Origin of the sequence: Leeia oryzae DSM 17879 (genome assembly GCF_000376945.1) — a bacterium.
Taxonomy (GTDB): Bacteria; Pseudomonadota; Gammaproteobacteria; order Burkholderiales; family Leeiaceae; genus Leeia; species Leeia oryzae.
In genome coordinates this window covers 1-23,053 of sequence record NZ_AQXU01000015.1, presented here as the reverse complement: position 1 = coordinate 23,053, position 23,053 = coordinate 1, and the positions used below count along the sequence as shown (strand labels likewise).

19 protein-coding genes are annotated in these 23,053 nt (G+C 55.3%); 10 read left to right on the top strand and 9 right to left on the bottom strand.

Annotated elements, in window-relative coordinates:
• Positions 1-115: 115 nt before the first annotated feature.
• Genes mfd through F552_RS19910 form a run of 3 tightly spaced genes read left to right on the top strand, consistent with a single transcriptional unit; the run spans position 116 to position 4,997 of the window.
• Positions 116-3,541 carry a transcription-repair coupling factor gene (mfd, locus tag F552_RS0102875; RefSeq protein ID WP_018150211.1) on the top strand — a complete coding sequence of 1,142 codons (3,426 nt, stop codon included), beginning with the start codon at positions 116-118 and terminating at the stop codon, positions 3,539-3,541.
• A gap of 2 nt (positions 3,542-3,543) precedes the next feature.
• Positions 3,544-4,383, top strand: coding sequence for a phosphoserine phosphatase SerB (serB, locus tag F552_RS0102870; protein ID WP_018150210.1), 840 nt, complete (start codon positions 3,544-3,546; stop codon positions 4,381-4,383).
• A gap of 5 nt (positions 4,384-4,388) precedes the next feature.
• A complete protein-coding gene (locus tag F552_RS19910; RefSeq protein WP_018150209.1) occupies positions 4,389-4,997 on the top strand; it encodes a pyridoxamine 5'-phosphate oxidase family protein in 609 nt (202 codons plus the stop codon).
• Between the two features lie 12 nt (positions 4,998-5,009).
• Here the strand turns inward: F552_RS19910 and F552_RS18340 are convergent, their stop codons facing one another.
• Positions 5,010-5,927: a choline sulfate utilization transcriptional regulator gene (locus tag F552_RS18340; RefSeq protein WP_018150208.1), complete on the bottom strand. Its 918-nt coding sequence runs from the start codon at positions 5,925-5,927 to the stop codon at positions 5,010-5,012.
• A gap of 133 nt (positions 5,928-6,060) precedes the next feature.
• On the opposite strand from F552_RS18340, the gene betC reads away from it, so the two are divergent.
• The 3 genes from betC (at position 6,061) to F552_RS18335 (ending at position 10,402) form a co-directional block, all read left to right on the top strand.
• Entirely contained in the window at positions 6,061-7,590 is a 1,530-nt protein-coding gene (gene betC, locus F552_RS0102855; RefSeq protein WP_018150207.1) for a choline-sulfatase, read from the top strand.
• Between the two features lie 63 nt (positions 7,591-7,653).
• A complete protein-coding gene (gene choX, locus F552_RS0102850) occupies positions 7,654-8,598 on the top strand; it encodes a choline ABC transporter substrate-binding protein (RefSeq protein ID WP_018150206.1) in 945 nt (314 codons plus the stop codon).
• 118 nt (positions 8,599-8,716) lie between these two features.
• On the top strand, positions 8,717-10,402 hold the full coding sequence (locus F552_RS18335; protein ID WP_018150205.1) for a ClcB-like voltage-gated chloride channel protein: 1,686 nt from the start codon (positions 8,717-8,719) through the stop codon (positions 10,400-10,402).
• 79 nt (positions 10,403-10,481) lie between these two features.
• On the opposite strand, the gene F552_RS0102840 is transcribed toward F552_RS18335, so the two are convergent.
• The gene (locus F552_RS0102840; protein ID WP_018150204.1) at positions 10,482-11,402 is read right to left on the bottom strand and encodes a CobD/CbiB family protein; all 921 of its coding nucleotides are present in this window, start codon (positions 11,400-11,402) and stop codon (positions 10,482-10,484) included.
• 377 nt (positions 11,403-11,779) lie between these two features.
• Between F552_RS0102840 and F552_RS0102835 the strand changes: the two genes are divergently transcribed.
• Positions 11,780-12,367, top strand: a complete 588-nt coding sequence (locus F552_RS0102835; RefSeq protein ID WP_018150203.1) for a superoxide dismutase — start codon at positions 11,780-11,782, stop codon at positions 12,365-12,367.
• A gap of 88 nt (positions 12,368-12,455) precedes the next feature.
• On the opposite strand, the gene F552_RS0102830 is transcribed toward F552_RS0102835, so the two are convergent.
• Positions 12,456-12,788 carry a DMT family transporter gene (locus F552_RS0102830; protein ID WP_018150202.1) on the bottom strand — a complete coding sequence of 111 codons (333 nt, stop codon included), beginning with the start codon at positions 12,786-12,788 and terminating at the stop codon, positions 12,456-12,458.
• A gap of 86 nt (positions 12,789-12,874) precedes the next feature.
• On the opposite strand from F552_RS0102830, the gene F552_RS18330 reads away from it, so the two are divergent.
• Complete coding sequence (locus F552_RS18330) at positions 12,875-13,762, top strand: LysR family transcriptional regulator (protein WP_018150201.1); 888 nt, start codon at positions 12,875-12,877, stop codon at positions 13,760-13,762.
• Positions 13,763-13,861: 99 nt separating this feature from the next.
• On the top strand, positions 13,862-15,646 hold the full coding sequence (tfpB, locus tag F552_RS0102820) for a type IV pilus assembly ATPase TfpB (RefSeq protein WP_018150200.1): 1,785 nt from the start codon (positions 13,862-13,864) through the stop codon (positions 15,644-15,646).
• A 118-nt stretch (positions 15,647-15,764) separates the two neighbouring features.
• Here the strand turns inward: tfpB and rpsT are convergent, their stop codons facing one another.
• Positions 15,765-16,028 carry a 30S ribosomal protein S20 gene (rpsT, locus tag F552_RS0102815; protein ID WP_018150199.1) on the bottom strand — a complete coding sequence of 88 codons (264 nt, stop codon included), beginning with the start codon at positions 16,026-16,028 and terminating at the stop codon, positions 15,765-15,767.
• Between the two features lie 257 nt (positions 16,029-16,285).
• Here rpsT and murJ point away from each other — a divergent pair, with 257 nt between their 5' ends.
• The gene (murJ, locus tag F552_RS0102810) at positions 16,286-17,821 is read left to right on the top strand and encodes a murein biosynthesis integral membrane protein MurJ (protein WP_018150198.1); all 1,536 of its coding nucleotides are present in this window, start codon (positions 16,286-16,288) and stop codon (positions 17,819-17,821) included.
• Between the two features lie 85 nt (positions 17,822-17,906).
• On the opposite strand, the gene F552_RS0102805 is transcribed toward murJ, so the two are convergent.
• The 5 genes from F552_RS0102805 to F552_RS18325 form a co-directional block, all read right to left on the bottom strand.
• Positions 17,907-19,631 (bottom strand): cyclic-di-GMP receptor FimW-related protein, encoded by a 1,725-nt coding sequence (locus F552_RS0102805; RefSeq protein WP_018150197.1) that lies wholly within the window; start codon positions 19,629-19,631, stop codon positions 17,907-17,909.
• Positions 19,632-19,739: 108 nt separating this feature from the next.
• On the bottom strand, positions 19,740-20,057 hold the full coding sequence (locus F552_RS0102800; RefSeq protein WP_169333560.1) for a SpoIIAA family protein: 318 nt from the start codon (positions 20,055-20,057) through the stop codon (positions 19,740-19,742).
• Positions 20,058-20,175: 118 nt separating this feature from the next.
• Positions 20,176-21,045 carry a DMT family transporter gene (locus F552_RS0102795; protein WP_245546648.1) on the bottom strand — a complete coding sequence of 290 codons (870 nt, stop codon included), beginning with the start codon at positions 21,043-21,045 and terminating at the stop codon, positions 20,176-20,178.
• 109 nt (positions 21,046-21,154) lie between these two features.
• Positions 21,155-22,267 (bottom strand): aromatic ring-hydroxylating oxygenase subunit alpha, encoded by a 1,113-nt coding sequence (locus F552_RS0102790; RefSeq protein WP_018150194.1) that lies wholly within the window; start codon positions 22,265-22,267, stop codon positions 21,155-21,157.
• Between the two features lie 396 nt (positions 22,268-22,663).
• The coding region (locus F552_RS18325) for an ABC transporter permease subunit (RefSeq protein ID WP_018150193.1) at positions 22,664-23,053 on the bottom strand (390 nt) is incomplete at its 5' end.

Here is a 23,053-nt window from a genome sequence, read left to right as displayed (position 1 = left end):
CTGGCAAAGCATCCCGTAGCATGGCGATACACGCATACATTCGCACCGTCACGGGATAAGCAAGGGTATAATGCAGGTTTTTTGCCACTGCACACGTAGCCATTACCCCACGACCATGCCCAAGCACCCCGTACTTTCCTTGCCAAGCCCGTTCACAGCTGCAACCAAGCCAGGCAACAAGCTACGCTGGCCGTACTTGCATGGGTCTGCCGATGCGCTGGCGATTGCACAATTAAGTACCCACAAAACCCCGGTGACCGTGATAACGGCCACCGCGCAGCATGCCCAGCGCCTAAAAGACGAACTGGCTTTTTTTGCGCCGGATGCCCGTGTCTGCCTGCTACCCGACTGGGAAACCCTCCCTTACGATCACTTCTCGCCACATCAGGACCTGATCTCTGAACGCTTGGCCACCCTGTACCGTTTACATAATCGGCAATTTGACATTGCCATTGTGCCGGTCGCAACCGCGCTATACCGGCTGGCACCGCCGTCTTTCCTGGCGGCATACACCTTCATGCTGAAGAAAGGCCAGACGCTGGATCTGGAGCGCCTGAGAGAGCAGTTCACCCTGGCTGGTTACACCCACGTCACGCAGGTGTATTCCCCGGGCGAATACAGCATCCGGGGCAGCCTGATCGATCTGTTCCCGATGGGGGCCGTCCTGCCCTACCGTCTGGATCTGTTTGATAATGATCTGGAAACCATCCGCACGTTTGATGTGGATACACAGCGTACCCTCTATCCGGTGGGGGACATCCAGCTACTGCCGGCGCGCGAATACCCGTCGGATGCCAATGGCGTTAGCACGTTCCGGCGCAATTTCCGCGAAGCGTTTGAGGGTGACCCGACCAAATCCCGGCTGTACAAGGATGTCAGCAACAATCTGACCCCGGCCGGTATCGAATACTATCTGCCGCTGTTTTTTGATGAGACGGCGACGCTGTTTGACTACCTGCCGGAAGACACGCTGCTGGTACAGCACCATCATCTGGATGCCGCCGCACAAGCTTTCTGGAAAGATACTGATTCGCGCTACCGCCTGTTATCTGGCGACAAAGAACGGCCGCTATTGCCGCCTAACCGGCTGTTTCTGACCACGGAACAATTCTTTGCCTCGACCCATGCCTACCGCGTGGTTCATCTGCCGGAAATGGCCGCAGATAACGATCAGCTGCTGACCTTGATCCCGCCTAACGTGCTGGTAGACCGCAAAGCCGAAAACCCGCTGTTCCGGCTGGATGCCATGCTGGCCCAGAGCAAGAAACGTACGCTGCTGGTGGCTGAATCGCTGGGTCGCCGTGAAACGCTGCTGAACTTCCTGAAAGAATACGGCCTGACCCCTGCGGTGGTCGATGATTTTGCCGGCTTTCTGGCCTCAGACAGCCCGTTTGCGCTGGCGGTAGGCAACCCGCAACAGGGGTTCTCGTGCGATGCTTTCCACCTGATCACGGAAGCCGAGCTATACGCGAACGTCAATCGGGCGCAGCAAAAACGCCAGGGCAAGAAAACCAATACCGAAAACCTGTTGCGTGACTTGTCCGAGCTGAAAGAAGGCGACCCGGTCGTCCATGAGCAGCACGGGGTGGGACGCTATCTGGGTCTGGTCACCATGGACCTGGGTGAAGGTGCCACCGAATTCCTGCACTTGTCTTATGCTGACGACGCCAAACTGTACATCCCGGTGGCGCAGTTGCACGTGGTATCGCGTTATGCGGGTGTATCTGCCGATGCCGCGCCCATGCACAAGCTGGGCTCCGGGCAATGGGACAAAGCCAAGAAGAAAGCGGCCGAACAGGTCCGCGACACCGCAGCCGAACTGCTGAACCTTTACGCACGGCGTGCCGCTCGACAAGGCTATGCTTTTGGCTTTAACGAGCATGATTATGCCGCATTTGCCGATGGCTTCGGTTTTGAAGAAACGCCAGATCAGGCCGCTGCCATTGTGTCCGTCATCAAGGACATGACCTCCGGCAAGCCGATGGACCGACTGGTGTGCGGGGATGTCGGCTTCGGCAAGACCGAGGTTGCCTTGCGGGCCGCCTTTGTGGCGGTTGCCGATGGCAAGCAGGTGGCCGTACTGGTCCCGACCACGCTCTTGGCCGAACAACACTACCAGACCTTCTGTGACCGCTTTGCCGATCTGCCGGTCAAGGTGGTTGAGCTGTCCCGTTTCCGCTCAGCCAAAGAACAGGCACAAGCCATGAAGATGCTGGCAGACGGTAGTGCCGACATCGTGATCGGTACGCATCGTCTGGTGCAGTCGGATATGAAATTCGCCCGTCTTGGGCTGGTGATTATTGATGAAGAGCATCGCTTTGGCGTGCGCCAGAAAGAACAGCTGAAAGCCTTGCGCGCCGAAGTGGACGTGCTGACGCTCACCGCGACACCGATTCCGCGTACGTTGGGCATGGCACTGGAAGGCTTGCGCGACTTCTCCGTGATTGCCACGGCCCCGCAACGCCGGCTGGCCATCAAGACCTTTGTGGCCAACGAATCTGACGGCGTGATCCGCGAAGCCGTTTTGCGGGAGCTCAAACGCGGTGGCCAGGTGTTCTATCTGTATAACGAGGTAGACACCATCGAGAACATGCGCGAGCGACTGGAGAAGCTGTTGCCGGAAGCCCGTATCGGCATTGGTCATGGCCAGATGCGCGAGCGTGATCTGGAGCAGATCATGCGCGACTTCTATCAGCAGCGCTTTAACCTGTTCCTGTGTACCACGATTATCGAAACCGGGATTGACGTCCCGAATGCCAACACGATCCTGATCCACCGTGCCGACAAGTTTGGTCTGGCGCAGTTGCACCAGCTGCGTGGTCGTGTTGGCCGTAGCCACCATCAGGCCTATGCCTACCTGCTGACGCCAGAAAAAACCACCAGCTCGGCCGTGAAGCGGCTGGAAGCCATCCAGATGATGGAAGAACTTGGGTCCGGTTTCTATCTGGCCATGCACGATCTGGAAATCCGCGGTGCGGGTGAGGTGCTGGGTGAGGGGCAGAGTGGTCAGGTGCAGGAAATCGGTTTCAACCTGTATTCGGACATGCTGAACCAGGCCGTCAAGGCGCTGAAAAAGGGTATCGAGCCGGACTTCTCCCAACCGCTGGAAGTGGTGTCCGAGATTAATCTGCATGTCCCTGCCCTGCTGCCGACGGACTATTGCCCGGATGTCCATGAGCGGCTGGTCATCTACAAACGGCTGGCCAACTGCGACACTGCCGATGAACTGGACGAGCTGCATCAGGAAATGATCGACCGGTTCGGACTGCTGCCGGATGCCGCACAGGCCTTGCTGGAATCCCATCGTATCCGCCTGCTGGCCAAACCGCTGGGTATTATCAAGCTGGATGCCACCGAGGTGGGTATCAGCGTCCAGTTTGTAGCCAATCCGCCGATTGACCCGATGAAAATCATTACCCTGATCCAGACCAAACGCCACTACAAGCTGGCTGGGCAGGACAAACTGCGTGTAGAAAGCAAGCTGCCGGAAATTGGCGTGCGTATTGCCCGTATCAAAGAACTGTTCAAGGAACTTAGCTAGTCATGAATCTGATCATTCAATCCACCGCCGAGATTGCGACCCCTGTTCTGAAAGAGATCGCCAAAGCGGCCAATGCAAACGGTATTCAGCAGATCAATCAGCGTGCGTTTCGGCTAGAAGGTGCGGATATTGCGCATAAAAGCAGCGTAGCCGATATTTGCGCGCACCATGCCTGTGATTATGCGTTTGCGCCCAACAAATCGCTGAGTGATTTTGGCCTGATTGCCATGGACATGGATTCCACCCTGATCACGATTGAGTGCATTGATGAAATTGCCGACATGCAGGGTCTGAAAGCCCAAGTGTCCGCCATTACCGAACGCTCCATGGCGGGTGAGCTGGATTTTTCATCCAGCCTGCGTGAACGGGTATCTCTGCTGGAAGGGCTGAGCGAGTCGGTACTGGAAACCGTGTACGAAGAACGCTTGCAGCTGCAACCCGGCGCGCGTGAAATGCTGGCGGCCGCACACGCCAAAGGCATCAAGACCTTGCTGATTTCTGGCGGCTTTACCTATTTTACCCGCCGGCTCCAAGCTGAGCTGGGGCTGACCTGGACGGTTGCCAACGAGCTGGAAATCGTTAACGGCAAACTGACCGGTCGCGTGCTGGGTGACGTTGTCGATGCGCAGGCAAAGGCGGATAATCTGATCAGACTGCGGGACGAACTCGGTTTGGCCCCGGAACAAACCATTGCCTTTGGTGACGGCGCGAATGACCGCACCATGTTCCATGCAGCCGGCTACTCGATTGCCTTCCGTGGCAAGGCCGTCCTGAAAGCAGAAGCATCCGCCGCCTTTGACCAGGTCGGGCTGGATGGCCTGCTCAACCTGTTTCCACTGTAAAGCGCATGGTACAAGCCTTCTTTGATGACCTGAACGAAACACTGGCCCATGCCTGGCGTCTGCTTGAGCTTGGTGTCAAGGACCCGCGTGTTGGGTCTCACCTGCCGGTGCTGGCGACGGTCGGTCTGGACGGAACGCCCCAGGCAAGGACAGTAGTATTGCGTGGGGTGGACGTAAAGACCCGGCAAGTTTTTTTCTTTAGCGATTGCCGGACGCAAAAGATGGCCGAGCTGGCAAAACAACCAGTGGCCGTTCTGCAAATGTATGACCACGCCCAGAAAATCCAGCTGCAACTTCGGGGTGAGATCAGTGTGCATCACGGGGATGAGGTGGCTGAACGGTTCTGGCAAACCACCCGGATGCATTCCAGACGCGCCTATCTGGTCAACCCGGCGCCCGGCCAAACCATCGGTTTGCCCGGCAACGGTTTGCCCAAGGATCTGTCTTACCGTGCGCCGAGCCTGGCAGAAAGCGAAGCCGGTAAACCTTATTTTGTGGTGTTGAGCCTGCACGTTTCCGAGCTGACCTGGCTATACCTTGCCCCTTTCAACCAGCGGCGTGCATTGTACCAGTGGTCTCACGGGCAGCTGGATGCCTGCTGGCAGGTTCCCTGACCTTCGCTGGTATCAGCGAATACCCAAGTCCGTCTGACAAGCGGCATGAATCCATTGCCGGAACAGCTTGATGTGCCCGGTCAGTCGGGTGGATTCCCTTAGCACCAAAAAATATCCCCTTTGCGTCTCAATGGTTGCTGTCGCTGCGGGCACCAGCTGGCCCGTGGCCAGCAAATCCTGCACCAGTGGCAGCCAGCCCAAGGCGACCCCCTGACCGGTCATGGCACCCTGAATCACCAGCGGATAATTGTTAAAGGTCACATCATGCCCGCTATGGTGTGCCGGCCAGTGCTTCTGTGCAAACCAGTCAGACCAGCTGATCCAGCGCACCGGCTCCGGCCGCTCCAGATGAATCAAAGGTACATCCTGCCAGTCGCCATCGTCTGACAGTCCATGTTGGTCCTTGAACCGTTGGCTGCATACCGGCTGCACCTGCTCGGGCAGCAGTTTCTCGGCCACGCACCCGGGCCAGTAGCCATCGCCAAAGGCAATGGCAGCATCAATGACATCATCGCGAATATCAATCACCTGCTGCGAGGTCATGATACGCACGTCCAGATCCGGAATATGTTCCCGCAACGCCTGCATTCTGGGCATCAGCCAATACGCGGCAAAGCCGAAGTCAGTCGCCACCGTCAGTACCGGTTTCTTCTGGCGGGCCAGGATTTCCTGCGTCACGTTACCGATGATGCCCAGCCCTTCGCGCACCGCCTCATATAATCTGGCGCCATCATGGGTCAGCGCCACGCCACGATGCTGCCGCTTGAAAAGTGGTACCCCCAGCGCTTTCTCCAGTTGGGTAATCCGTAAACTGATCGCGGGCTGCGTCGTCCCCAGTTCTTCGGCTGCCGTCGTGAAATTCAAATGCCTCGCTGCGGCCGCAAAATGCTGCAGCGTCTGTAGCGCAGGGATATCTGACAGGTTTGCCATAACGTTTCCTTATGTCTTCATATCAAAGTCTACCGTTCACACTGCCTTCATATCAATATAAATTCTGCTCATGCATGTTTAACCCACCATCAGACACATAAACGATACTGATGATCAGCAGGCAGGACAGACCATGAAAAAGCAACCCAATATTTTGATCCTGATGGCAGACCAACTGACACCAGGCGCGCTAGCCGCTTATGGCAACCGTGTTTGCAAAACCCCCAATATCGACCGGCTGGCCGCACAAGGTGTGGTATTTGAATCCGCCTATACCAACAGCCCGCTGTGCGCACCCTCACGCTATGTCTTCATGTCCGGCAAACTGCCGTCACGCATTGGCGGCTATGACAATGCCTCCGAGCTGCCATCCGAAGTCCTCACCTTCGGCCACTACCTGCGCCATGCGGGTTACCAGACCATCCTGTCCGGCAAAATGCATTTCTGCGGTGCAGACCAGATGCATGGTTTTGAAGAACGCCTGACGACCGACATCTACCCGGCGGATTTTGGCTGGACACCGGACTGGTCCCAGCCCGAGGTTCGCCCCAGCTGGTATCACAACATGAGCTCGGTCACCGATGCCGGCGTCTGTGTTCGCACCAACCAGCTAGACTTTGACGAAGAAGTCGTTTTTGCAGCCAAACAAAAGCTGTACGACCTGGCACGTCAGGGCGATGACCGCCCCTTCTGCATGGTGGTGTCCATGACCCACCCGCACGACCCGTATGCCATCCCGCAGGAATACTGGGACCGCTACAACCATGCAGACATCGACATGCCCAAAGTCAGCGCCGCAGACGTAGCGGCCGACCCGCACAGCCTGCGCCTGCGCCACGTCAGTGACATGGACAGCACCCCGATCACCGACGAACAGATCCGCAATGCCCGCCATGCCTATTATGGTGCCGTATCGTTTGTAGATGACCAGATCGGGGAGATACTGACTGCACTGGAAAAAACCGGTCAGGCAGACAACACCATCATCATGCTGCTGGCCGACCATGGCGACATGCTGGGCGAACGGGGACTCTGGTACAAGATGAACTTCTTTGAAGGGGCCACCCGAGTGCCGCTGATTGTCTCGGCGCCGGCAAAATTTACCCCTGGCCGCATCAAAGCATCGGTTTCTCTGGCAGATGTACTACCCACCCTGGTCGATATGTCACACGATGGCCAGAGCCCGGCTTATCCGGAAGAAATCGACGGGCGTAGCCTGTGGCCGCATCTCACCGGTGCCCCCGGTCACGACGAAGTCATCGGTGAATACATGGGGGAAGGTACCATCGCCCCGCTGCTGATGATTCGCCGCGGCCAATGGAAGTTTGTCTTTAGCCCGACAGACCCGGACATGCTATTTGATCTGGACAAAGACCCGCTGGAAAAAACCAATCTGGCCAAAGACCCGGCGTTTGCAGACACTGTGCAGGCTTTCCGGGCAGAGATCGACCGTCGCTGGCAACTGAGTGCGCTGACCCAGTCCGTCCTGGCCAGCCAGAAACGCCGGCAGTTCCATTACGAAGCACAAACCATGGGCAAACGCAAAGCTTGGGATTTCCAGCCTTTCCAGGACGCCAGCCAGAAATACATGCGCAACCACATTGAGCTGGATACGCTGGAAGCGATGGCGCGCTTCCCCAAAGTTCACGGACATGGCGGCTAACCCCGCCCTTGCAGGATGTTTCATGATTTAGCAGTCACCATCACATGTCAGGAGAGAGTCATCATGCGTCACACTGCACTTAACGTCGTACCGGCCCTGCTCGCCGTCGCCTTGGCCACCCCGTCATTTGCCGCCGAATCCGAGACTTGCAAAACGGTCAAGATGTCAGAACCCGGCTGGGCCGATATTCAGGCAACCAACGCCATGGCTGGCGTCATTCTGGATGCGCTAGGGTACACCCAGAAAGTCGATGCACTTTCTGTCCCTATTACCTTCCGCGGCCTGCAAATGGGGCAGACCGATGTGTTTCTGGGTAACTGGATGCCGGCCCAGAAACCCATGGTCGAAGGCCTGATCAAGGACGGGTCGATCGAAGTGGCCCAGACCAATCTGGCACAAGCCAAATTCACCCTGGCCGTGCCTGCTTATGTCGCTGCTGCCGGGGTAAAAAGCTTTGCCGACCTGCAAAAGAATGCCGACAAGTTTGATAGCAAAATCTACGGGATCGAGGCAGGCGCCCCGGCCAACCGCAATATCCAGAACATGCTGATCAAACACGACTTTGGCCTGAAAGACTGGAAATTGGTGGAATCCAGCGAGGCCGGCATGCTGAGCCAGGTCTCCCGCAAGATTGCCGACAAAGGCTGGATTGTGTTCCTCGCCTGGGAACCACACATGATGAACACCAAGTTCAAGATCAGCTATCTGGCAGACGGTGATGCCTACTTCGGGCCCAACTACGGCAGCGCCAGCGTACACACCGTGACCCGTAAAGGCTACGCCAAGCAGTGTCCGAACCTGGGCAAGCTCTTTACCCAGATGAAGTTCAATGTCGATATGGAAAACGACATCATCACGGATGTTCTGGACAAGAAAGTGGATGCCAAAGTGGCCGCCAAAGCCGCACTCAAGGCCAATCCGCAGCTGGTCACCAGCTGGCTGGCCGGCGTCCAGACCGCCGCTGGTGCCGATGGCCTGACTGCGGTCAAACAGGCCCTGGCCAAATAAGCAATACCTCTCCGACTGCACCCATCGCTCTTCTCCGGCGATGGGTGTTTTTTTCGGGCAATCTTACGTCTTGTACGGCGGTTCCGTGACTGCATAGAATCCCGGTTGGAGCTTTGTCATGCCATTCCAGCAGGCCCACTATCAGAAACTGCTGTTCACCCTGTGCTGTGCAATGGTCATCGGTGCCTGCGGTGGCCTGGCCACCCATGCGTTCCGCGAACTGCTCACGCTGCTGAGCAACCTACTCTTTGGCCATGTCGACTCACCCGTCAGGACCGCCAGTGAGCTCAGCACCGCCAGCCGAATCCTGATCCCGACCCTGGGCGGCATGCTGGCCGGCTACATCCTGCAAGCTATCCGTCAACCATCGGGTACCCCAGTCGATTACATGGAGGCGGTCACGCTGGGTAATGGCCATTTGCCAGCCCGCCATTCCTTGCTGAGAGCCGCGTCCTCTGCCTGCTCGATTGCCTCGGGCAGCGCCATTGGCCGAGAAGCCTCCATGATCCAGCTCGCCGCCCTGACGGGTTCCGGTCTCGTCAATCTGCTGAAACTTGGCATCCCGCAAAAGCGGCTACTGGTCGCCTGTGGTGCCGCCGCCGGCATTACCGCGGCCTATAACACCCCGATTGCCGCGGCGCTCTTTGTCAGCGAGATCGTGCTCAAATCCATCGCCATCGAATCCCTGGCGCCGCTGGTACTGGCTGCAGCCACCGCGCAGCTGGTCAGTCGCCCCTTCCTGGGGACATCCGCCATTTATCACATCCCGCCCATCCATGACATCGCCCGCATCGACTGGTACTGGTTTCTGCTCACCGGCATCGTCGCCGGACTGTGCGCGCCCGTTTTCTTATGGCTGATGACCCAAAGCAAACGCCTGTTTGGCCAGTTGAATGCCGCCCTGTGGGTAAAGCTCGGGCTCGGCGGGCTGATCGTGGGCGGGTTATCCGTCATCCAGCCCGAGGTCTGGGGTAACGGCTACGAAACCGTGGACCACCTGCTCAAACACAACTGGACCATCTCCGTGCTGATTGCCGTACTGATCTGCAAGTCGCTGGCCACCGCGGCCGCCACCGGCTCGGGTGCTATTGGCGGCATTTTCACCCCCTCGCTCTTTGTCGGCGCCGTGATTGGCGGGGTCATTGCCCACCTGGCTCACGGATTCTTCCCCTACCTGCCGGAAACCCCGCTCTGGATCATCGTCGGCATGGGGGCCTTTCTGGGCGCCACAACCCATGCGCCACTGATGGCCATCTTGATGCTGTTCGAGATGACCCAGGCACCTCTGGCGATTGTCCCGCTCATGCTGGCCACCATTTCTGCCTACATGATTACCCGGGCCCTGGGCGGCGCATCCGTGTATGCCAAAGCCCTGCCCGACAGCACACCAGAAACCTCGCCTGTGGCCCGCCTGCTGCGCAGTGATGCCCCGTACATCACTTACCCGCCCCAACGCCAGCACGCTGATGCCCTATTTCAGCAATATCGCTGGCCGCACGTCTATGTCACCGATGCCGACCACCGCTTTCTGGGGGCCATCTCGCTGCACGATTTTCGCCAATATCTGCAGCAGGCCGAGGCCCAGCAAGATGCTGGCACGCTTCCCGATCAGCTTATCAAGATGGATTACCCAAGAATCCAGGTGCATCAATCGGTCGAGACCAGCCTGCAAGTCTTCATCACCCACCAGGGTGAGCGCCTGCCCGCCATTGGCAGCGATGGCCTGCTGGCCGGGTATGTCACCAAGAATGACCTGCTCAAGCTTCTGGGCAGCCGCTGGAGCAACGCGCCAGACGCCTCCTGAAACAGGTCAGCGTCCAAACAAAAACCCCGCTGCAATTAACTTGCAGCGGGGTTTTTAGCACAACATTATCCGGCGGGTTTTAAATGGCGTGCGATAACCACAGAATCAGGACAATCAGCAACCAGAGCAACACACCACGCCAGATCAGCCCAACAGCACTTTTCAGGTAGTCCGGGTCTGCCTCGTCACCCACCCCCAGTTCCGGACGGTATTTGACGGTATGATCCTGATGCACCGGGTCACCCAGACGCACACCAATCGCACCGGCCCCACTGGCCAGCAAAATACCGTAAGCGTAGCTGGCCCAGTTTGCCGCCTGCGCACGCCAGCAGTACACGGCATCTTCAAAGTCACCCACAATGGCAAAGCTCACCGCCGTCAGGCGGATAGGCACCCAGTCGAGCAAATTGTGAATCGAAGCCGCAAACAAGCCAAACTTGTCTTCCAGACGCTCGGCACGCAGACCCCATTTGTCAAACAGGCGCGATGCCAGCCGGTACAGCACGGCACCAGACGGGCCAGGCAAAATCAGGAACCAGAAAATCGTGGCAAATACAAAACGGTGCGAATCAATCAGCCCTTGCTCGATCGATACCTTGGAAACCTCGGACTCGGTCATCTCGCTGGTGGGCTGGTTGGTCCAGGTAGCCAGCAAGTCACGTGCTCGCGGCAAGTCTTGTTGCTGCAGGGCTTCAGAAATACCGGAAAATGCGCTGGAAAAGTGCCGGAAGCCCATGGTCAGGTACAACACGAGCACATTCCACGCCAGCCCCAGCAGCGGATTAACATGTCTTAACGCCACATAGCCCGCCCAAGCCACCAGGCAGGCAGGAATCACGGCCAGCAGCCAGGCCACCACGCCATGCACATATTCGCCCGCATTGAACTTGCGCTCGATCACATTGGCAAAGCGGGTAAAAAACAGAAAGAATTGGTTGCGACTACCCAGCGGGTAAAATTGCTCCAGTAGCAGTGCCAGAATTAAAGCAAGCAAACTCATGAAGGCTCCAGTTGGTATGATGATGTTTTGCGGTCATCTTGGTTTTATAGGCATATGGACCACATACACTTCAGCCATGCACGCGCTACTCCGCGTGATCGGGCGCTATGCAAGATAACACAAAGCGGCAAAGCTTGTCTTGGCACATACGCATATTATGGATTATTTAAAATAACTGAAAAAAATAGGTTATTAAATTAGTCAACTATTGTCGGTCAAAAGTTTGTTCTATAAACTATAAACGATAACGGAACCGGCTTGCTGCTTTGAGTTATAAGCTCAGCGCTGCCAGTTATAACAGACCATCCGAGATCGGTTTTCATGCATCTGCAGCCTGCAGGTGCATTTCATAGCTGCTTATTTATTTGGAGTCCCAAATGGAACACAAACTGCCAGAATTGCCATATGCACTGGACGCACTAGCACCACACATGTCTAAAGAAACACTGGAATACCACTACGGTAAACACCACCAGACTTACATCACCAACCTGAACAACCTGATCAAGGGCACCGAGAACGAATCTCTGTCTCTGGAAGAGATTGTTAAAAAAGCCCCAGCGGGTGGCCTGTTCAACAACGCCGCTCAGGTATGGAACCACACCTTCTTCTGGCTGGGTTTCAAGCCAAACGCAGGTGAAGCACGTGTACCAACCGGCAAACTGGCAGATGCCATCAATGCAAAATGGGGCTCACTGGACGAATTCAAAAAAGCGTTCAACACCTCTGCCGCCGGTAACTTCGGTTCTGGCTGGACCTGGCTGGTGAAAAAAGCTGACGGTTCACTGGACATCGTCAACACTTCTGCCGCCGGTACCCCACTGACAACCGCAGACACCGCCCTGCTGACCTGTGACGTGTGGGAACACGCTTACTACATCGACTACCGCAACAGCCGTCCTAACTACCTGGAAGGCTTCTGGAAGCTGGTAGACTGGGACGTAGTAGCTGCTCGCTTGGGTTAATCCGGCCTGTCATACAGTAAAAAAAGCGGGGATCATCCCCGCTTTTTTTACGTCTTGCCCATCGGCACCACTCTAAACCTGCATGATCTCAGTGCGGTGTCACTTTGGAGAACAGCTGGATCACCAGCACACCTCCCACAATCATCAAAATGCCGATAATGGCCGGTACATCCGGTACTTCCTTGAAAATCACGATACTGGTCAGCATCACCAGCGCAATGCCGATACCACACCAAATCGCATATACCAGCCCCACTGGCAGCACCCGCATCACCAGCGCCAGCAAATAAAAAGACAGACCATAACCCAGCACCACCATCACGGACGGAATCGCCCGGGTAAAGCCTTGTGATGCCTTCAATGAATTGGTTGCAATCACCTCGGATACGATGGCGAATGTCAGCAGAATATAAGCATTCATGATGCCTCCTTGTGTTTCGTGTATGGATGCACAATAATTCATAAAAATGAATTGTTAAAGATAAATACCATCAGGTTTATAGATAGATGAACTGGACACTAGAGCAACTGCATGTCTTTTCAACGGCAGCAGACAGTGGTTCATTTTCGGGCGCAGCCCGAAGACTGGGCCGGGCACAGTCGGCCGTCAGTACCGCCATCGCCTTGCTGGAAAGCAGCCTGGGGGTTCAGCTATTTGACCGGACAACCAAGATCCCCGTCCTGACTGAAGCCGGGCAAGCCCTGCTGGCAGAAGCCCGGGAAATCCTGCGCCAATGTGACTACCTCAATAATCAGGCCATTGTGCTGGCCAAGACCCACGCAGGCCAGGTCACCTTTGCCATGGATGAGGGTCTGCCCTACCCGCCCACACTGGCACTGCTGGCTGCCCTGGCCACACCGTTTCCCAATATCGAGCTCAATATCCTGCACGGCTCGCAACTCAACCTCAACGAATGGCTACAGTCCGGTCAGGCGGATATCGCACTGGGTTTTCACCGTGGCAGCATCCCGCCATCACTGGAGTCAGAATCCGTCAGCGCCGTCCCCAGGGTCATGGTGTGCGCCCCCAGCCATCCGCTGGCACAAGAAACCAGCGTCAACCGCAGAAAACTCACCAAGCACCGACAGCTGATTTTGTCGCCAGGGCTGGCAGATGAAGACGATGAAGAACGCATCAGTCCCCACGTCTGGCGGGCCGACAGCTTGTATGCGGTGGCAGAACTGGCTGCGCAAGGACTTGGCTGGGGCGTCTTGCCCCTCAATATTGCGCGCTACCCGACCCTGAATGGCCGGCTGACCGAACTGGACAGCAAAGACCTGTTCTTCCCCGCGCTCGAAGTACGCCTGTATTGGCGTGCCGGGCAGAAAGAAGCCCCCATCCTCGCCTGGACCCGGCAATACCTGCAAAGAAACCGCTTTAGCCACATCGGTTGATCAACCTTGAAGAATCTTTACATTTAAAGCCAATGTCATGATGGCAAATACCCGCTAGAATACCGCTAGCACCTTCAATCAGAAAGTCAGCCCAGATTCATGCAAAAATTTCTCCCCATTCGCTCCGCGACCGACAGGCGACTCTCTACCCAAGGCATTTTTGATGCACTGATTGCGGATAAATGGCTGAGCCCGGCCCTGGCAGATGCCTTTCTGATTCCGGCCAGAACCTCTATCAATGGCGATTCGCACCCGCTGGCGCTGATTGCCGCCCAAAGCTGGAAAAGCAGCTCGCCACCACATCAGCAACTGACGCTGGAAGTGCTTGGCAAATGGCTGGCAGACAAAATCGGCCTGCCCTACCTGACCATCGATCCGCTCAAGATTGATGTGGCTGCCGTGGGTGGCGTCGTCACCCATGCCTACGCCAGCCGTTACAGCATCCTGCCAGTGGCTGTCGATAAAGACAGCGTCACGGTGGCCACCGCAGAGCCGTTCATCCGGGACTGGGAAGAAGAGCTCACCCGCCTGCTGAAACGGCGCGTGATCCGGGTGCTGGCCAGCCCGGAAGACATCGCCCGCTACCTGCCAGAATTTTACAACCTGTCACGCTTTGTCAAAAAAGCCAGTGCGCAGGTGTCACAGCAATCCATCCTTCAGAACTTCGAGCAGTTGGTAGAGCTCGGCCAACGCACCAGCCTGGATGCCAACGACCATCATGTGGTCGCGCTGGTAGACTGGGTGTTTCAATACGCCTTTGAACAGCGTGCTTCCGATATCCACATTGAACCCCGCCGGGAGATGGGCAATATCCGTTTCCGGATTGATGGCGTCCTGCACTCGGCCTATCAGGTACCGTCAACCGTCATGGGGGCCATCATTGCCCGGGTCAAAGCCCTGGGCCGCATGGACCTGGCCGAAAAGCGCCGCCCGCAGGATGGACGCATCAAAACCAAAACACCCGACAACCGTGAAATCGAACTGCGCTTATCCACCATGCCCACCGCCTTTGGCGAAAAACTGGTGATGCGGATTTTTGATCCGCAGATTCTGATCCGCAACTACAGTGAACTGGGATTCTCCAGCGAAGACCATGCCACCTGGAACCGCTTTATCAGCCGCCCGCATGGCATTGTGCTGGTCACCGGCCCCACAGGCTCGGGCAAAACCACCACCCTGTACACCACGCTCAAGCAGCTGGCCAGCGACGAGGTCAATGTCTGCACCATCGAAGACCCGATCGAGATGATCGAACCATCCTTTAACCAGATGCAGGTGCAATCGCAAATCGATCTGGACTTTGCCTCTGGCGTACGCACCCTGCTCCGGCAAGATCCGGACATCATCATGGTAGGAGAAATACGCGACCGGGAAACCGCTGAAATGGCGGTACAGGCTGCATTGACTGGCCATCTGGTGCTATCCACCCTGCACACCAACGATGCCACCTCGGCTGTGATTCGCCTGATCGAACTCGGCGTACCAGACTACCTGATCAGTGCCAGCCTGGTGGGGGTCATGGCGCAACGGCTGGTCAGAACCTTATGCCCGCACTGCAAGCAACCCGGTGAACTGGACGAAGTGTCCTGGAATGAACTGCTGTTACCCTATAAGGCCCCCGTCCCTGCCCGGGTCTTCCAGCCCAAAGGTTGCCTGGAATGCCGGATGACTGGCTACAGAGGACGTATCGGCCTGTACGAGATGCTGACCATTACGCCAGATTTCAAACGGCTGATCAGCCGCAATACCGCCCCTGACCTACTAAGAAAACAGGCCGTGCGGGATGGACTCAAACCCCTGAAACTCGCTGGAGCACAAAAGATCGCTGCCGGGCTGACAACGCTGGAAGAAGTGATCAAGGTCGTGCCGACCGATCAGGATTGAGAGGAACGGACGTGTTGTCTTCTACCAAAGACAACCAAATATGGATGCACAAAAAATAAAAGCCACCCTACGGGTGGCTTTACATTGACTGTATCAGTGAAGATACGGTCCAGCTGGATCAGGCCATCGCCTTAATCGCAGCAGACAAACGACTCTTGTTACGAGAAGCGGTGTTCTTGTGAACAATTTTCTTGTCTGCGATACGATCGATGATGCTCATCGATGCTTGGAATACGCCTTGTGCTGCTGCTTTGTCTCCGGCTTCAATCGCCTTGCGCACCTTTTTGATAGCCGTACGCAGTGCTGAACGCTGGCTGGCATTGTGCTGGCGAGCTTGCTCGGCTTGACGCGCACGCTTTCTGGCTTGAGCGCTATTTGCCATGTAAACTCCTTAAACCTGTAAATGACTGGATCAAACAAATGTTGGATGTTACGGATTTCCTGCGCAAATTGCAAGTTTCGCGTATCATTTATGGCTTGAATTTAACTTATTTTTGCGACTGCGTCTTTAGCGCACCACAAAAATAGCCCCACTCCTATCCAAGAGGCCGCTGTTTATGTAGCCGGATGCAATCCACATTTGATGTTTGACCATTCTAAACAGTCACCTCCCTTGATACAACTACCTACTGCACAAGCATGAATCTGCTAAAAACCGTTTTTACCGTCAGTGGCATGACCCTGATTTCCCGTATTCTCGGATTTATCCGGGATGCAGCCATCGCCCGGATTTTTGGTGTGAGCATCGCCACCGATGCATTCTGGACTGCCTTCAAGATTCCCAACCTGCTGCGCAGAACCTTCGCCGAAGGCGCGTTCTCCCAGGCTTTCGTCCCGATTCTGGCAGAATACCGCAAAACCAGAACCGAAGAAGAAACCAACACGCTGCTCAATCATGTCACCGGGGTATTGGGATTGGCCCTGCTGATCGTCACGGTCCTGGGGATTATTGCCGCGCCATTTGTGGTATGGCTGACCGCCACCGGTTTTGCCAACACCCCCGCCAAGTTTGACCTGACGGTAACATTGCTGCGCTGGTTGTTTCCCTACATTCTGCTGATTTCCCTGGCGTCACTGGCGGGCAGCATTCTGAATGCCTATAACAAATTCTCGGTGCCGGCCTTTACCCCGACACTGCTGAATATCGCCATGATCTTTGCCACCGTGGTAGTTGCCCCCTATGTACACCCACCGGTACTGGCACTGGCGTTTGGCGTTATGCTGGGCGGGGTACTGCAGCTGGTTTATCAATTGCCGCACCTAGCCAAACTGGGGCGCTTGCCAAAACCTGTCCCCAACTTTAAAGACCCGGCCGTGCGCAGGATCATGCTGCAGATGGGGCCAGCCATTTTTGCCGTCTCCATCAGCCAGATCAGCCTATTGATCAACACCTGGTTTGCCTCTTATCTGGAAAACGGTAGCGTCACCTGGCTTTATAATGCAGACCGCTTGATGGAGCTCCCCACCGGTTTGCTGGGCGTTGCGCTTGGTACCGTCCTGTTGCCGTCACTGTCACGGCATGCCGCAAGCAATAATCATGATGAATTTAATGCATTGCTCGACTGGGGACTAAGACTCACCCTGTTGCTGGCACTCCCCGCGGCAGTAGGTCTGGCCATGCTGGCCTCCCCGTTGCTGGCCACCCTGTTCATGGGCGGCAAATACACCGCACACGACGTGTTCATGACCCAGCAAGCGTTGGTTGCCTATAGTGTCGGGCTGATTGCGCTGATCCTGATCAAGGTACTGGCCCCTGGTTTCTATGCCAAGCAGAACATCAAAACCCCGGTAAAAATCGGGGTCATGGTATTGCTGGGCACCCAGCTGCTGAACATCCTGCTGGTTTCCCGGTTTCACCATGCAGGCCTGGCTCTGGCCATCAGCCTGGGCGCCTGCATGAATGCCAGCCTGCTGTTTTACAATCTGCGTAAACGTGGCGACTATAGCCCCGCAGCAGGATGGGGCATGTTTACCGTGAAGCTGGGGTTGGCAACGCTGGCCATGGCAGCCAGCCTCTGGTTCTTGCGCGGCCATTTCGAGCAATGGTTGCACATTCGCGCATGGCAGCGAGCAATCTGGCTAACCGTCTGTGTGGCAGGTGGTGCTGGCGTCTATTTTGCCTCGCTCTATCTGTTGGGTTTTAGAGTGGCCCACTTCCGTCGCCGGGCAGACTAAGTTTCCCACCGCCGATACCGTCCAGTAAAAAAGCGCTATCCCTTAACGGGATAGCGCTTTTGTTTTGTGGGTACAGGCAACGCAATTACATCACAATGGATTCTTCCACCACATACACGGGCCGCACTTCTGCCCAGACCCAATCCACGCCTTTTTCGATCACGCGCAAAAGCTCTAACGAGCGCGGCTTGCCTTCAATATGCAGCTCCATGACCTTGCCATTGGCAAAATCTTCTGCACGTAATAACAAGGAGCGGTTGTGCTCTTTCTCGAAGCTCAGCTCAATAAAGATCGCCAGTTTGTGTGGGGGCAAATCAACGCCGCCAGGCCCTTTGGCGGAGGTCGCCACATAGCCGATCGACTTGGTATGCTCATCATGATACAGGGCAATCACGGGGTCCACCCCCAGTAACTGGATACCTGCAAAATAATGTTTGTTGTCCTGAAGACTGACCCGGCGCAACGTCGCTACGTGCCAGTTTTCTTCTTCTGCCAGCCTGACTGCCAATATCTGCCCCAACTTCAGGTCATCCGCAGCATGAGTATAAGGTAATACGGCACCAAATCCGCCTTCGCTTTCGTCCTGGATCAGCCAGGTTTCATAAGGCACCTTCTCGCGAGCTTCCGCTGCCACGGCTTTGGCGGTTGCGGCCTGCTTTGCCTTGGTCCGCTGGGAAACAAACCCGTACAGGCGCATATCGATCATTTCATCATAATCGACACCCATCTTGATGCTGTCACCGTTGCGGGAGATATTATCAGCCTGAATCAGGCTTGCCACATGATGAAAACCCAGCGCAACATCCAGCAGTTTGTTCACCATCACACGCGGCGAATGGCGCTTCTTGGCCCGGTCTGTATTGGACCATTGGGCATGCAGGAAGCTCAGCAGCTCAGATGCCCCAGGATGCCTGATAGAGTCTGGCAAGCCCAGATTATCGATCTCCGACCCGCCGGCACGAATCGCCTGGATCGCCTTGTCAATTTGCACCACCAGATCATTGCAGTCGATATAGCGGGCCGAAGGACTTTCGATCCCTGCGTGAATGCGGGTAGGTCCGTCAGCCTGGGCCAGATCAATCCCAAAATGATGCTTCTGCGGCTGGAACCGCCTGTCGAGTGCCACCCCTCGGCTCCAGACATGCAGCCACTGGTCTGCCATGTCTATCTGGCGAATGGTCAGCCCGCTAGCACTCAGGGTATTGAGCAGAATCAGCGTCAGGTACTCGTCGGTACAGGAGGTTGCACCTTCTGATGTCTGCGCCTCCGGATGAAGCACCAATGGCTGAGCCTCGGCTTCGGCAGCCTCCGCCGCACGGATCAACTGGTGCGCCATTGGCCAGAGATGTTCCGGTACAGCCTTGAAACGGAAATAATGGAATTTGGCAATGACGTTGATATAGCGCAGTACCAATGCCTGAATGCGCGTCTGCTGGGACACATTCAGTTGCTGGAAATGCTCGCTTTTGATTTCCCGAAGCCAGTGACGAATCTGCTGATTGGCATAGTTGATAATCAACTGCCAGCATGCTTCTTCCATGACTTTAGGCATTTTGGGGTTTTGGGCATAATGCTCTTGCAGAAACGCCCAAGAGTCATAGAGCCGGTCTTCCAGCCATAGCAAGGCAGCCACCTGCGATGTCGGATCTTCAGATTCTGCTTCCAGTGTCTTGCACAACTGCAGATACGCCGTGATTCTCCCGGACGGGTCCAGGTCACCCAACCCCGTGAACCATTGCTTTGCCGCTGACGCACTGGATAGCGGCATGGTTTCTGTTCCGGATATGAACCGTTTCAGTTTATCCCACATAACCTACTCACCTAATGGATGTGTTTGCCCAAATCAGGATACACATTTTTTGACAAGCGGACCCTTTAGGGCCCTGACTTGCGAAGTAACCAGTTTATGTTACGACAATTATGCAGCCAGCCACAGGGCGGCATTATCAAAATTATCAAAAATCTGCAGTTCGTGCGGCATGAACAGGCTTTGCATCCATGCCAGCCAGGACACCCACTGCCCATCACTGACAATGGCGACCTTCACAAAATGCCCTGCCTGCTCCTTGGCAAAGCGGACTTCCTCCCAGGCGACATCGATGCTGTAGCCAAGCATGTCCCTGAAATCAAATAACAGACTGATATCACCATTAAATTTCACGTTGTATCTGACGTGGTCTTCAAAGGTTTTGTAATCATCCAGAGTGAACTGCCCGAGGACGCTTACTTGAAGCACATTATTTTTTTGTTCGATTGTTATCATAATCAGAGCCCTTCTTTGTCTGTCACTAGTTTAACTCTAGCAGATCACTTTGCAATTTATTATTCGGCATGACACCAAATTGAGAAAATTCTTATTCTTTCGACGCAAATACACTCAACACCCCGCTGGCGATCACCAGCAAAATGCCCAATCCGGCCAGCAGGACCAGTGACTCCCCCCAAAAGATCACGCTGATCAAGGTAGAAAAGACCACGGTGCTATAGGCAAGGCTCGCCACGACCAGAGGTTTGCCCTGTTTGTATGCTTTGGTTAACGCCAGCTGTGCAATCGTGGCCGACCCGCCAATACCGGCCAGTATCAGCCCGGAATCGAGCGAAATGGCATGGAAGCGGTCAAACAGCATGAGGACAAACGCGCACAGACTGGCGGTCAGCGTAAAGTAGAACACCACCCGCCATCCCGGCTCGCCCAGTTGCCCCAGCGCCTTGACGTTCAGGTAGGCAATGGCCGCCAGAAAACCGGACGTCAGACCGATAAACGCCGGAATGATCGTATCCTGATCCAGCGATGGCTTTAACAGGCAAATAACGCCGAAAAAACCCAGCAGTACCGCCATAATCAGCAATAGCGGCGGACGCCGCTTGAAGACAACCACGGTCAGGATGGCCAGAAAAATCGAAGAGGTATAGTTAAGAGTCGTTGCGGTGGCTAGCGGCAACTGTGTCACCGCATAAAACGACATCATCAAGGCGACAGACCCCGACAAAGAGCGTTGCAAATGCGTTTTGAGATGCGGCGTGCGTAATGAATGTCCCTGGATGACAATGGTTACCACCAATACCAGCAGACTGATAAATGACCGGTAAAAGACCAGTTCAGCCGTCGAAAAGTGTCGGCTACCCAGCTTGACGAGTGCACCCATGACAGCAAAACCGGCACCGGCGACCAGCATCCATAAGGCGCCACGCTGTGCGGTGTTCAGTTGACGGGGAAAGAACATCACGGATTTGATCATATCTGCATTTTACAGACATTCCGGGGGAATGCCGCTATTTCATAAAAAAACACCCATCCGGTCGGGATGGGTGTTTCCGGGTTTCGCCGATGTCTTACCCCTTGAGATGCTCGCCCATATGAACGCGCATCCACTCATGAAAATGGCGCATGCCATCTTCCGTGGGTGACTGATATGGCCCGACCTCGTTATCTCCGCGCTCATACAAGGCCTTGCGTCCTTCGTGCATGCGATAACAGATGTCGTCGTCTTCTTTGGCGGTTTCAAAATAGGCAGCTTGCTCGGCCTCGATCAATTCCGGCTCGAACAAGGCAATTTCTTCCGGATAATAGAACTCGGTGAGCACAGTGCATTTATCCACACCACGCGGTAGTACGGTGCTGACAACCAGCGTATGCGGATACCACTCGATCATGATGTTCGGGTAGTACGTCAACCAGATGGCACCGTATTTAGGCGTTTCGCCTCCATTGGCCGCCAGGGCATGCTCTGACCACTGACGATAAACCTCAGAGCCAGGCTTGGCCAGGCCATGCTTTGGCCCAACAGTCTGGACGCTGTAATTCTCGCCAAACTCCCAAGTCAGATCAGCACAGTTCACAAACTGGCCAAGACCCGGATGGAACGGATCGACATGGTAATCTTCCAGATACACCTCAATAAAGGTTTTCCAGTTGAAGTTATATTCTGTCAGCTCAACACGGTTAAAGAGGTAGTCAGACAAATCCAGTTCGGCTTTGCATCCTAGCCTGGCCAGGTCTTTGGCCACGTCTCTTCTGGCATCAAACAAGAGGCCGTTCCAGAGAGACAGCTCTGTTTTGCCAAGATTCATGCAAGGATTTTGCGGGAACAGCGGCGCCCCCATCAGTTCACCCGCATTATCATAAGTCCAGCGATGTACCGGGCAAACGATATTCGGACCATTGCCACGCCCTTTGAGCATGATGGCCTGACGATGGCGGCATACATTGGATAACAGGGAAACCTGGTGCTCATCCTTGCGGACCAGCATCTTGCCATGATCCATCCATGGCAGTGTGTAATAGTCGCCGACATTTGGCACCATGGAATGGTGGCCATAATAGACAGGCGCATTATCGAATAACAAGCGTTGTTCAAGCTGATAAAAATCAGCATCAAAATAGGTATGAATGGGAAGCTGCGTACCAAAAGCCTGAAGCTGCGCAGCATGCGCCAAGTCGGACATAAACCAAGACCCCCAAGTTTCGAAGGACCAGCCGTGTCTCACCAGCGAGATAGGGCGGAAAGTGTTAATGAGCTATTGAATGTAGTTAGTCTGCTAAAGTTGATTCGTTTTAGCCGGGGCGATTCTGACCCAAAAGTGACAGCGGGGCAAGTCTTTTTTGTAAATAAACTAAGGACTTAGCGATTATTTGACCCGTATCTGACAAGAATTATTTCCCGGGTCGTCATCCGGTGCAAGCGAAACTTATTTCTACATCAAAAAAACAAAACTGAATGGATGTTTTTTTGTTTCTGATCAATCACCCAAACAAAAAGCCGGCACAAGGCCGGCTCTCTGTGTGACACAACTACGTGTGACTGGGTGAATGCAGCTATTGCGGTGACTGCGGCACCTTGCTTAGTGCCCGCCAGCGGCCGCCGCCTGCATCGCCTTGTCTCGCTTCTTCTGCGCCGTCAGCATCATCCGGTTCGACAACACCACGAAGATCGTTACAATCACCACCACGATCGTCGCCAGCGCATTTACCTTCGGCGTCAGACCCAGCTTGATCGACGAGAAGATCCACTGCGGTAACGTGGTCGACCCCGGTCCTGACAGGAACGCCGTCAGCACGTAGTCATCCAGCGACAGCGTGAACGACAGCAGCATGCCGGAGATCAGTGCCGGCGCAATCACCGGAATGGTGATCACGAAGAACACCTTGAACGGATGACAGCCCAGATCCATCGCCGCTTCTTCCAGCGACTTGTCGATTTCCCGCAGCCGGGACTGGATCAGGATCGCCAC